We start from the raw sequence: 12,983 nt of genomic DNA on the forward strand, positions 1-12,983 counted from the left end.
TGATTTCGATTTGTATCTTGATTACTGGGTCACATCATAGGCCTTTTGCAAGATTTCCAAATAACGGTCAAGCTTCAGATTCTGCAGACCTTTAACATAAGCGTCCCAGTCCTTATTCAGATCCTTGTTACCTGTGATGAATTGCAGTTCATTTTGCTCGATATAATTTCTAATATTGGTTTGCAGCAAGCTGGCTTCGTCAATTTCATTTGGATCAATCCAGACGGACCAGATAGGGAACAGCTCTTTGGGCTCATGCCCTTCATACAACAGCGATGCGTCATATAATCTGCGCTCATAACCATTGGATGCATAAATATCTGTGCCCTGAACGAAAGTATCGCGATATTCTTTGGGCATATAGAAGTGAGCCATACCACTCCAACCTGCATTACGCGGTGCTTCACCTTCAGCCATCGGAATTTGTTTGACTACAGGTTTAACGTCTTTCCCCAGTGCCACATCGCCGTCCACCGGATCAGTCCAGTCAATTCCCTTCATGCCACTTGCACCATTCGTTTGGCCTTCTGGTGTGAACATGTAGTCAACCATTTTGATCAGAGCAATTTGCGCTTCTTCACTGGCCTTGTTCGTGATTACAAACTTCGCTCCCGGAGATACACCGCCCGCATCATGCGTCGCATAGGACACACCCTGTGGTCCAGAAATCGGTGGCAGCGGGTTATAGTGTGCCGAGCGAGTGTTGCCTTCATCGATGTTTACGAAGATCGCGGGATGCATGGCTGCACCAGCACCCAGAATTTCTGCATCGGCATTTTCACCGATTTTTTTGAAAGCTTCTGCGTTTTGTGTGAAGGCACCAGGGTCAATCAGACCTGCATCAAAGAGGGACTTGATGTAAGTCAATCCTTCCTTCCATTCTGGTGTAATTGCCGCAGATTGAACTTTTCCATTTTCCATTTGCAGATAGTTTCTGTCATCATCATAGACAAATGCGTTCATCAGGAACGGAATAATCCGTACGCCGAACTCCTCTATGGAACCACTCAGCGGTACCTCATCAGCTTTGCCGTTTCCGTTCGGGTCCTGTGTTTTGAATGCTTGCAGCACGTTTTTGAATTCTTCGGTAGTCTTTGGCATTTCCAGATTCAGCTTTTTGAGCCATTCGGTATTCATCCACATCTTGCTCGGGTAGGAGCAGTGGAAACATTCCGTATACGCAACCAGTCCATAGATATTGCCATCAGGTGCTGTATTAAGCGTTTTCAAATTAGGGTTCTTCTCCATGGCCGCTTTGATGTTGGGCGCATATTGATCAATGAGATCATTCAAAGGAACGAGCACCCCCTGCTTGCCATACTTCAGAAGATCAGCCTGAGAGAACTGGTCTATATAGTGAGTAAGCAGATAGGCATCAGGATAGTCGCCGCTTGCCAGTGAGATTTGCCGCTTTTCCTTGGCCCCGTCCGAAGGATTAATCTCCCAATTAAATTTGATATTAAATTTGTCTTCCACAAATGCAGTGAATTTATTGGTCGGAATATCAATGCTAGAGTCCTGAACCGCAAACACGCTGATATTCACCTTGCCGCCCTCTTCTGAGCTCCCCGACTGTGCAGTGGATGAGCTGCCATTGGAACACCCGCTCATGACAACTGTGAATGCCATTACCAGCATCATTAGCGTTACCATACTTTTCTTCAAATCTGATCACTCCCTTTTGTAGTTTACCAGTTTGAAACGATGAACCCTTGCGTATGAACGCTCTATATCTTTTATTCTCCATACACCAAAACCAAAGATCAACCCTTAACGGAACCGACCAGCATCCCCTGTACAAAATGACGCTGTACAAATGGATAGATGACGAGTACAGGCAAAGTGGCGACCACAATTAACGAATATTTTAACAGTTCAGTAAGCTGCTGTCTTTCCACCATTTTCGCCACGTCCATGGCGCCCGAACCGTTGTTTTGAATGATGATACTTCGCAAGATGAGTTGCAGCGGGAACAGATCTGCCGATTTGAGATAGATTAAGGCATCAAAGTACGCATTCCACTGCCCCACTGCATACATGAGAACCAGCACGGCGATGATCGGCTTCGATAACGGGAGTACAACACTCCAGATGAACCGCATATCACTGCAGCCGTCAATTTCACTGGCTTCGAGAAGCTCCCCGGGAATAGAGGATTGAAAGAACGAGCGGGCAATAATCACCTGCCATACCCAGATAGCGTTTGGAATCAGTAGGGCCCAACGCGTGTCAATCAGATGAAGCTGCTTTACCACCATATAGGTGGGGATCAGCCCGCCACTGAAAATCATGGTGAAGGTGATGATCATCATCAGGGTGTTCCTGCCGAAAAAGGTTTTGCGTGACAACGGATAGGCAATCATGATGGTCAACGCTACGCTGATCAGCGTACCCGCCACCGTATAGAAAATGGAGTTACCGTAGCCGATTAGAATTTCAGGTGTATTGAATAGTGCCTTGTAGCCGTTGAAGGAAATATCTACGGGCCAGAGCCATACCCGACCGGAAGTTACTGCTGCCGGGCTGCTGATGGAGCTGCTGACGATAAAGATCAGCGGATAAATGACCACCAGTGCCACGATACTGAGCAAAATATAGATAGTAACCAGGAACGTTTTGTCCGCAGCGGACTCTTTAATCTTTGTTTGAACGGTTGCAGCCATAGGTGAACTCCTTTCCTACCAAATGCTATTCTTAGTAACTCTCTTTGCCAGACCATTCACCGTAACCAGTAAGACCAGATTGATCAGTGAGTTGAACAGCCCCACCGCAGTCGCAAAGCTATAGTTGGCATTCAATAAACCGACGCGATAGACATAGGTTGCAATGATTTCAGAATTGGCCAGATTGAGCGGATTCTGCAGCAGATAGACTTTCTCGAAACCAATTGCCATCACATTCCCGACATTCAGAATCAGAATGATGACAATGGTTGGCACAAGCCCTGGCAGATCCACGTGACGGATTTTTTGAAAACGCGAGGCTCCATCCACTTTGGCCGCTTCGTACAATGTGGGATCAATTCCCGCAAGGGCTGCCAAATATATAACCGCACTATAGCCCGCAGTCTGCCAAATGTCGGACCAGACATAGATCGAACGGAACATGCCCGGCTCACCCAGAAAATTCACGGAATCCAGTCCAAAGAAATTCATGGCGATGTTTACAAAGCCAAGCCGCGGTGCCAGAAACAGCATAATCATGGACACCATCACGACCGTTGAGATGAAATAGGGAGCAAAGGATACAAGCTGGACAAACTTCTTGAACTTGGCTCCGCGTACCTCGTTAATCATGAGTGCGAGTACAATCGGAATTGGAAATCCGGCCAGCACTAAATAACCGCTCAGCAAAATGGTGTTCTTTACAAGGGTCCAGAATAATGGGTTCTCAAAGAACAGACGAAAGTTTTGAAAACCAACCCAATCACTTCCCCATATTCCCTTGATGACGTTATAGTCCTTAAAGGCAAGAACCGCATTGATCATCGGATAATACTTGAAGATGAGAAAAAATAGCAAGGGCGGAATCACCAGCAGATGTAACTGCCAGTGCTTCATCATTCTTTTGCGGACATTGGTCAGAAAACCAGGTCCCTTTGGCTGTGTTGTTGTCTTGTGATTCAATACGATTTCCTTCTCCAGAACAATCCCCCCTTACCAGCTGTCTGTGATGCGCTAATTTTGGTAGCGCTTTCTTAGATCTGATCATAGTCGATTTTGACGTCCCATAAACAGGTACACCTCCTCCGTTTAACGTACAGTTATCCCGCTTTTGGGGGCACAAATCCGCAGCACGACAGCCATTTTTCCATTATGGAGACATATTTCGTAAAAAAAGACCGCATTGTCCGGAACACGGACAACACAGCCTTAGGGTCCTGAATTTATTTAATCATCAACCGATTGTCTAAATACGCTGGGCGAAATGCCGTTCAATCGCTTGAAGGCCCTTCTAAATGAGTGAGAACTATTGTAACCTACCCGTGACGCAATCTCGTCCACCGTATAATTGCTCTCTTTTAACAAAATTACGGCCTGATCCATTCGGACTTTGATGAGGTGGTCAGAGAAATTGACACCCGTAAACTCTTTGAATAATTGAGAAATGTATTTCTCGGGCCGCTCCACATGCTCTGCAACCCGATATAGAGTCAGCTCTGTATCGGAATACATTTTCGCAGTATATTCCTTGATCTGTTTAATGATTTGAATATGGGCATCCTTCTTTTTGTTCGCAATAACGGAGCACAGTTCTTCCATGATTTCATAAAACTCAGCCTTTATCGTTTCGAGCGGCTCCGAGGAACCAATGTCAATAACCCGTCGTTTCACATTCTCGATGGAGGTGTATTCCGTAAACGCCTTTTGATCCAGCAGCTTGAGAAAAGTCCCCTTCATTTCTCCAACAAGTTGATGCTTCATTTCCATGGACAGTTCACGCTGCTCCATGTTCTGCTCAACTATTGCTTCGACAATCCGTTTGGCCTCTTCAAGTTCTCCTGCACGGATCGTGCCAATCAGTCGCTGCTCCGAATCCAGCGGATAATAATAAGTTGTGTTTTCGGTTTGGGTTTCGTTGTTCCACATCATGCCTTTTTTGTTCATATAGACTGCATATTCCAGCGCTTGATTGGCCTGATCAAAGGAAAGACTGACCTCTGTCAACGCTGTAAATAGATTTCCGAATCCGGACTGGATGGTGATCCTGTATTCATTGAACACATACTGTGCCAGATTCTCCATGGTATGCGTGATATCTTCCTTTTCACGATCCATTTGGGGGTCAGTTTCCTTGGAAAAGAACAGGATGACTACTTTATCCGAGCCCATATCCGTCATCAGGACATCTACGCCCAGTTCAGCCAATGCCTGCTTCAACAGTAGGCGGGAGGCATTCAGTTCATTCAGGATCTCAACGCTGTCCATACTGGCATACCCCTTAATCTGAACAATTCCGGCATACCCCGTGCCTGGATACAAATTAATATCTGCCTGTTCGGCGGCGGAAAGAATCTCATCCCGTGATTTGAATTCGCCGGAGATCAACCGCTTCAGAAAGGCATCTCTGACCAGTGGGAGCTGGCGATTCAATTCGGATTCGAGCAGCTTGTTCTTGGTCAGCATATCCGCAATATTTCCACTCAAAAAATCAAATTCATTTTTGGGAGCCGATTCATCCTTCCCAAACTGCTCTTTCATTACACTTAACAGTCGATTGATTGGCATACTGTTGCGATAGGCTAGCACGAGTCCAACCATCAATCCGATGAGCAGTGTGCCGCCAGTAATCAGTAGCGTCATCCCCTTGATCCTGTTTGCATTTTCCATCAGGACATGACGGGGGATGCCCGCCTGGTATACCCATCCGTTCTTATCGGATCTTGTAGTGATTACGAGATCATCCCCATAGAACTGGCTGACTCTACTTGGGTCAAAATGAGAGTCGGAAGCCATTTTCACCATCTCGGGCTCGGAGCTCCCCTGCAGCGCAATGGTATTGCCCTCCGTATCGCTGATATGAACCCAGCCACCGTATCGGTCATTCAGGCTGGACAACAGATTGAGAATCATCTTCTCGTCAATGATTACAACGGCAACAGCCGGTGAAGAATCATTGAAGCTGTCCAGAGGCAATGACTGCATATATGTGATCACCGAGGTCTGCTTTCCCCTGCTGACATACGAACTGAGCGGTTTAATCTCACTCCGGTGGGTCTTCCCCAACACGTCCTTCATCCATTCTTCCAACGAAAGGTCGTTATAACGGAAATCCGTGTAATAGTGATTCGGTCTGTACGAAGAACCCGGGGTCAAAATTAGATTGTAATTCGCAAGATAAATATAATAATTTTGCAGAAAATCATTGGTCTGTCCAAAGGTCAACACATTCTCCATCGTTCTCCAGATCCCATATACGTTGGTTTCGTTGTCCCTTTCATTCATGAGAACGTTCAATTCCTGATTGACCGCAAGCTGTCGGGTGAAGCCCTCCACTTCCGCCATGCGGCCCTCCAGTATTTCCTGGCTCTTCTGAAGTTGGGTAACACTATTCTCAATGGAAATGGACTGTGTTACGGAGATCGAAGTCAGATAAGACATATAACCGCCAATGCTGGGTATAACCAAAATGATCACGTAGGATATTAAAAATTTACGAAAAACATTGGAATATTTAATGGGTAACCCTCCTCCCCCTCCTTGAGGTATTGGTAGCGTTATCAAAGATAATAACATTTTGCGGCTTAGTCAATTGTTTTATCTCATTTCTCCATCGTGTTTCATTCGGGAATGAATAAAAGGCAACGATAAAAAGTAGATTATCATTGCTTTTTTTAACATTTCCGAAGCTCTTTGGTTTGAGATGATGCGTGACTTCAATAGCCCGTTTTCCGGTACGACAAGCCTGCCCTCCCCTAACTTCTCATCATTCAGAAAAAAGGGGCCATGATGGCCCCCAATCCTTGTTTCACTTCATTTCTTCTTTGCTTCTTCTCCCTCTGTCCGGGGGGTTACAACCTGATCGGCCGATGCTGCTTCAATATCGCCAAGAGCCCAGTGTGTGGAAGGAACATCTTTCCACTGCGGCTGTGAAATGTTCGTGAGCGGTGCTCTGCCTATAGCTCGATTGATGGCAACAACTGCTTCTGCTCTTGTCAGTACGGCATTTGGTCGAAAAGTTCCATCACTATAGCCTTTCAGGATGCCTGCACTTTGTGCTTTCAAAATGGCTTCCTTGGCCCAGTGGCTGCTGATATCAGAGAACCCATTGCCTGGAGTTCCGGCATCCGGACCAAGAAGGGCCACAAGACTGGCCAGCTCCGCGCGAGTTATGGACTGATTTGGCTTAAACGTACCATCTTTGTAACCATTCATCAGCCCCAGTTTACTTACCTTGGCAATGGCGTCAGCTCCCCAATATTCAGACTTAACATCACTGAATGAAATAGCAGGTCCTGTGGCTTCTTTCTCAGATACCATTGCCAGTATGGTTGCCATCTCTGCACGGGTGAGCTTGTTATCCGGCTTAAACAAACCGCCAGGATATCCTTGAATATAGGCCTTATACTGAATATCCTGACCATTGCCAGTACTTGGTCCCGCCTCTGGTGTGCCAGATTCCGGAGTTGGTGATGGCACAGAAGTATCTGAAGGCTTTACGACTGGAGTCGATGGTCCGCCTGGATTGGATGGTGCACCCGGATTGGATGGACCACCTGGATTCGACGGATTTGTTGGTTCACTGTTTCCGGTAGGGACAGTAAATTTCAATTGGTCGGCCAGCATGAGATCACCGGATTTCTTAACCACTTTGAGTGTATGCTGGCCTTTTGTCAGACCCGAAATGCTGTAAATCTCCTGCATCATTTGCCGACTTGGACTATATACGTTCACAGTTTGCTTCAGTTGTCCGTCGACATAAATATCCACTTCTCCCTGCTCGAGTCCAGTAGGTGTAATCAAGCTTATTCCGGTCCCTTTGAAGGTGTATTCGAAGAAATCTCCATTCGCCGTCGTAGAATGTACGTCATTGAGATAATCACCGCCGAAGGAAAAACTGAGATTCAACGTTCCCACGGGCTGAGCATCAAGATATGTTTTGCTCAGTGTAACGCGCTCTCCATTAACGGTGTAATCAGTGCCCCGAATCAATCCATTAGAGCCGTTGGTAATACCCTTGAAGCTTTCCACCTGTTTCAGCAGCGTTACATCAATATCAGCCTGAGCGGAAGCTAATTTGTCAAAGCTCGCATTCACCGGATTAATCATATTCGGAAGCTCAACCTTGAGCATATCAAGTAGCATGAATCTACCCGACTTCTTGACGGCCTTCAGCGTGTGCTGCCCATCCGGAAGGCCCGAGATGCTGTACAGGTTCTGCTGTGCCAATCGTCCGTTGCGATACGCACTGACCGTTTCCTTGAACTGACCGTCCACATAGATATCCATATCTCCCTGTGACTGGTCTACCTCTGTGAACAGCTGGATCCCTGTACCTCGGAAGGTATACTCAAAGGAATCACCATTTGTCTCGGTATATTGTACATCATCCTTATAGTCACCCATGCCTCTCCCGGTGCTGCGGGACCATGAGCCATTGTATTTAATGGCTGGATCGTCATTATTGATCAGTGCATAACGAATGCCCGTTGTATCACTGACTTTAATTACAAGAGTCTGCGGATCACCAGCGCTGAAAGTAACGCTTAAGTCTGTCGTTCCTACAGGCAATTGGGTGAGGTATTCTTTCTTGATGTTCAAATTGTCATCGACCACCTTGTAGTCGTCTTCACTGAGCATTACTCCGTCATTTTCAATGCCAGTTAATGTGTTTCCGTTCAATGACAGTGTAACAGCAATGTCCTTCTGTTGTTCGATTGCCTTGTCAAAGTCGGCAAAAGCCGGACTAATGGTGCTGTTCTGCCCTCCAGTCGCAATTTCCGTTGTTACTCTAATCGCATCCAGCAGCATATATTGGCCCGATCCTTTGACTACCTTCAAAGTATGCAAACCGTTATCCAATCCGGCCGCACTATACAGCACCTGTTGGGCCTCTCGCTCACCACTCGTATTAGCGCTAACCGTTTCAGGCGTTCCATTATCGAGTGTGACTATCATTTCTCCCAGCCCTTGATCTTTCTCCGTCAGCAGGTCAATGCCTGTTCCAGTAAAGGTATATTCAAAAGAATCACCGTCTCTTTCCGTAAAATGTACATCATCTTTGTAATCCCCAAAACCTCTGCCGGTGTTTGGACTCCATGAACCCGTATATTGAATATGGTTGTCATCATCATTAATGTAAACCACATCGGTCACGGCAGCAGCATCCATGGCAGCAGCATCTGCTGCAATTTTATTTTCTGCATTCGCGGCAGGATCAGATCCAGCGTCTAGGTCAGATCCTTGCTGCGTATTTATATTCGCTGGACCAGTGTTCGAGGAATCCGTAATATCGATGCTCAGATCCTGTTTGCCATCGATTTGCTCCTTGCCTCCGTTACGCTTCCAATCCCCACTATAGCGCATGCCCGTATCATCATCATTAACGGCCGATGTGCCGCTCAGTGCGGTTACTTTAAGCATTCGGGAGGCATGGGGTTCCAGCACGCCGCCACTGAATTCCGTATTAAAAGTTCCCAATTCGGAATGACTCCAAAGGTCACGAACTGAAGCTGGACCTTCCAGTCCAAGATCACTCCATTTCACTTTTACTTCGGCACTCCGATTGCCCAGATTGAACAGAGCTACGCTGTACGTACCATCTCCGTTATTGGCATACCAAACCTGCTGCTTGGTATCTATGGATACCGGATGGCCTGGACGTCCGGCCTGATTGACCGCGATAACTTCGTCATTAGTGAGTAATTGAAGTCCATAGCTGTCCAATCGTGTCAAGTCATTTCCGGTATAGAGGGGCGCTGAAGAGATGGACCAGAACGTCATGGCAGTCTGGCGCTCGTCCTTGGTCAGACCATCCATGGAGCCATTCCCGATATTCAGGGAGTCGAAATCATTCCAACCCCCTGGCCCTGCATCACGCCACCAGATGGCCGCTATGGGGAATAAGCGTGAAATACTCGACCATTCAGTCAACCCCTTACTGCTATCGTAGGCTTCAATATCCCAATCGATCCGCCAGCCATTTGCATACTTTTTCCAGACGTCCACGTAGTTGTGGTCAAGCGCCCAGGAAAGCTCAAACCAGATGTTATTTCTATCCAGTGCCTTGGACCATGCCTCCACATCACCGCGTGCATCCCGGCTCAGGTTATTGATGCCTGACCCTGGAGTCACACTGTCGAATTTGACAAAGTTGATGCCCCACTCACCAAGAAGATCCGCGATGGAGTCAATGTACTTCTGTGAGCAAGGGTTCGAAAAATCAATTTTGTAAGTGTATGAATCCCAAGCATCCATTACAACGAGCGGCTTTACCGCAATATCCTGCATACGACATGCTCCGCCCGTACCATAAACCTCAAGATTTTTATTATAAGCAGTGATTGATAACCCCGGAATCAGATAGATTCCGATCTTCTGTCCGTTATTATGGACATAATCAATGACCTCCTGAAATCCGTTCGGATAAAGAACAGAACTCGGGATCGGACGGCCGTATTCATCCTCGTCACCGTTCCAGCCAGCATCAATATTAATGTATTCATATCCATGAGCTTGCAGCTTCTCGCGCATGGCATCCGATTGCTTCTTAATGCTCTCGGCCGATGTCCAGTTACCCGCCCCGTCATATACCTGCATGCTGTAACTGCTCCAGCCCATATACGGCTTCTGGGCCAGACTTTTATCTGCTGCTTGTGCCACATTGCCTGTCGTTCCCATCATTCCGAACTGCACTGCTGCAATCATGAATACCATAAAACACATTGCCATCCTTTTTCCGATTCGTTTCAAATTATCCCTACCCCCTCTGAATTTGGTCGTTCAAATCCTTGTTGATAGCGCTTCCATACGAGAAGAGAATAGTGGATGAGGGATCCCTGGAATAGGTACAATTCGGTATTTTACGTACAATTAACCTGAAAAACAGGGGCAAATCGTCGCAGAACAAACACATTTCCATTACTGGATAAATAAACAAATAAAAAAGGTTCCTAATGGCATTAATGCCACTCTAGGAACCTTTTTCGTGTTACATATGATGCGGTCGAGAGGACTCGAACCTCCACGGGGGTTAGCCCACACGGACCTGAATCGTGCACGCGATTGAGAACCAAGCGGAAAACAAATTAAGGATGAGGAACATAAAACCCGCGAAAATCCTTGTAGGATCAAGGTTTTCGCGGGTTTTTCTGTCTTTTCCAAGCGCCGTAAGTCTGAGACATTCGTGAATACAGATATACGGGTGCTTTGCGGTTCGGCAATGCCGTATGAATTACCTGTATTTTATCGGGCAATTCAACGGTGTAAATATATAATCTCTACAACGCTCTAGTCTTAGAGTTACAACTTAAATCTTTTTTCACCGTTATTTGTGATACGGTTCTCCGCGCTGTCTGTAACGGCAAATTTTTGAAAACAACTCATCTGCCTTTTCAACAAACTCCCCATAACTTAGCATAAGCATAATTCCTGAATGAAGCCCATAAAGTATATAAACATTCGATAGGATATTCGGGGGGGGGAGCCACGTTGAGTTATACAGTACCGGGAGGTCAACCACAGGGAAAACCTATCTTTATCACAAGTAAAATCAGAGAAGCGATGATCGCTGAATTAACTGCACAGTATGATTATACGCAACATATCGCAAATTCCAGCATGGAAGAAGTCAATGCCGTTTGGAGAGCAATCTTGTTGGATGAAAAAAGACATTACGGAATGTTTCTAACTCTGTTGCGCAAATACGACCCCGTACAATATGAAGCTTATGTCTACTTTCAAAACACTCATTTTGCCCGTAAAGATCCAATGCAAATTTATAAACCCGATTATGATAAACAATTGATATTAAATAATGTCAGAGATGATATCAAAGGTGAATTAGAAACAGCTGTACTTTATGATGAATATGCAGCTGAAATTTCTTACCCCGATGTTAAGAATACATTCGCTCAAATCAGCCGTGATGAGAAATACCATGTTGAACATTTAACAAAGCTCTTGATAAGTTTGGATCCTGATCCTTACAACGGTCTGAGATAAATCTGCACTTTATTATAAGGTTTTAGCTACAACGATTTGTAATCCAGAATAACTTGCCGTTACTTGTGGTACGGTTCAGTGTATCACCACAAAAGCGAAAGAACTCTCATGAGACATAGCATGAAGAGTTCTTTTCATAGAATTGACCATATAAGTAATTAGGCTTTGCATGATTAGCAGATGCATGCCTTACTTGCGTCAAATTTATATAAATGGATGTGGAATATACAGTTCTTCTAAACGGGTAATTTCTTCAGAAGTCAATTTAACCGACAACGACGAAACCGCATCTTCCATATGTCTGATCTTCGTCGAACCCATAATCGGCGCGGGACCTCTTCTTTTTGTAGCAACCATGCAAGTGCAATTTGCGCACGCGAAATTCCCATGTTAGCAGCAATTTGTTGGAGAAAAGTATTGCGTCAACTGACCTGCTTATTGTCCGAGTCACTCGGCGTTTCCGAAATTGTTGCGCGGTTCACCTGAGATGAATTGTTCGTACTGGATATGATCGCGTCCAAGTGAGCACCTCATCAGATCTATGGACACGCTGTTCCCGAACCTGCTGTGCCAAATTCGAAAAAAAGAAGTCGATCATTTCATTGGTCGACATCTAATTTTTCTATTGCTCGGTCAAAATTTGTGGACCTTCAGCCGTAATGGCGATCGTATGCTCGTATTGGGCGGCGAGCTTATTGTCCATCGTCCGGATCGATTGTCATGAAGTAGGTGCCTCCGGTGATCATGGGCTCAATCGTGAATACCATATCTCGCTTGATAAGGAGACCTTTTCCAGGCTTACCGACATGCATTTAACTTGGTTTCTCGAAAGTAAGAAGCTACCAAAGTTTTAGACAAATTGTGCACTAACTCATATACCTATAAAAAAACACCGATGTCGGTACAGATTCCGTTAGGCACGAAGAACAACCCATGCCAACGGCGCTGTTCGGATCATCATGTTCGCCTCTAGCAAAAGCTACCCCTTCAATATGATAGACCCTCGGTTCTTCCGAAAAATAATTCCTGTATTTGAATACAACTCGAGGTCAGCATTTCCGTCAAATCGCGGACAACTAACATCGTCTATTGCTGGACAGAATCGATTGGCTTTAACCATTAGCTTCTTGATATGCCTTCTTAGCCAAATTTTTCGCAGTTGCTTCTCCATTCCCAGAAGTATACGAAATTATTTGTCATAGGTATTTGGTATCATTTTATGATAAAACAATCCTTATTATCGTATAAACTTTGCTTTTATTCATTGGACTCCACCTCTAAAATTTATGGATTAAGTAATATAAAGGTAGAACATTCATG

At 45.5% G+C, this 12,983-nt stretch carries 6 protein-coding genes and 2 pseudogenes; 1 reads left to right on the top strand and 7 read right to left on the bottom strand.

The features are described 5' to 3' along the window. Positions 1–21: 21 nt before the first annotated feature. From Q0V21_RS13710 to Q0V21_RS13730, 5 genes are all read right to left on the bottom strand, one after another. Positions 22–1,665, bottom strand: coding sequence for an extracellular solute-binding protein (locus tag Q0V21_RS13710; RefSeq protein WP_094937746.1), 1,644 nt, complete (start codon positions 1,663–1,665; stop codon positions 22–24). Between the two features lie 98 nt (positions 1,666–1,763). Beyond that, complete coding sequence (locus tag Q0V21_RS13715) at positions 1,764–2,663, bottom strand: carbohydrate ABC transporter permease (RefSeq protein WP_024629273.1); 900 nt, start codon at positions 2,661–2,663, stop codon at positions 1,764–1,766. A gap of 15 nt (positions 2,664–2,678) precedes the next feature. Continuing rightward, entirely contained in the window at positions 2,679–3,563 is an 885-nt protein-coding gene (locus tag Q0V21_RS13720) for an ABC transporter permease (RefSeq protein WP_143805411.1), read from the bottom strand. A gap of 327 nt (positions 3,564–3,890) precedes the next feature. Next, positions 3,891–6,101 (bottom strand): helix-turn-helix domain-containing protein, encoded by a 2,211-nt coding sequence (locus Q0V21_RS13725; protein ID WP_301879369.1) that lies wholly within the window; start codon positions 6,099–6,101, stop codon positions 3,891–3,893. Between the two features lie 372 nt (positions 6,102–6,473). Further along, positions 6,474–10,412: an S-layer homology domain-containing protein gene (locus Q0V21_RS13730; RefSeq protein WP_301879371.1), complete on the bottom strand. Its 3,939-nt coding sequence runs from the start codon at positions 10,410–10,412 to the stop codon at positions 6,474–6,476. Positions 10,413–11,150: 738 nt separating this feature from the next. Between Q0V21_RS13730 and Q0V21_RS13735 the strand changes: the two genes are divergently transcribed. Continuing rightward, on the top strand, positions 11,151–11,663 hold the full coding sequence (locus tag Q0V21_RS13735; RefSeq protein ID WP_079347220.1) for a ferritin family protein: 513 nt from the start codon (positions 11,151–11,153) through the stop codon (positions 11,661–11,663). 204 nt (positions 11,664–11,867) lie between these two features. On the opposite strand, the pseudogene Q0V21_RS33005 reads toward Q0V21_RS13735, so the two are convergent. After that, a pseudogene (locus Q0V21_RS33005) lies at positions 11,868–12,067 on the bottom strand (aldo/keto reductase); the annotation flags it as partial. A gap of 218 nt (positions 12,068–12,285) precedes the next feature. Continuing rightward, positions 12,286–12,475 (bottom strand): annotated as a pseudogene (locus Q0V21_RS13740) (type I methionyl aminopeptidase); the annotation flags it as partial. Between the last annotated feature and the right edge of the window lie 508 nt (positions 12,476–12,983).

It is taken from the genome of Paenibacillus sp. 11B (genome assembly GCF_030487755.1).
Classification (GTDB): Bacteria; Bacillota; Bacilli; order Paenibacillales; family Paenibacillaceae; genus Paenibacillus; species Paenibacillus vandeheii.

Coding starts and splice junctions, on each gene's coding strand:
- Q0V21_RS13715 (WP_024629273.1), bottom strand. CDS start 2,663: ATGGCTGCAACCGTTCAAACAAAGATTAAAGAGTCCGCTGCGGACAAA.
- Q0V21_RS13720 (WP_143805411.1), bottom strand. CDS start 3,563: ATGATGAAGCACTGGCAGTTACATCTGCTGGTGATTCCGCCCTTGCTA.
- Q0V21_RS13725 (WP_301879369.1), bottom strand. CDS start 6,101: ATGTCTTATCTGACTTCGATCTCCGTAACACAGTCCATTTCCATTGAG.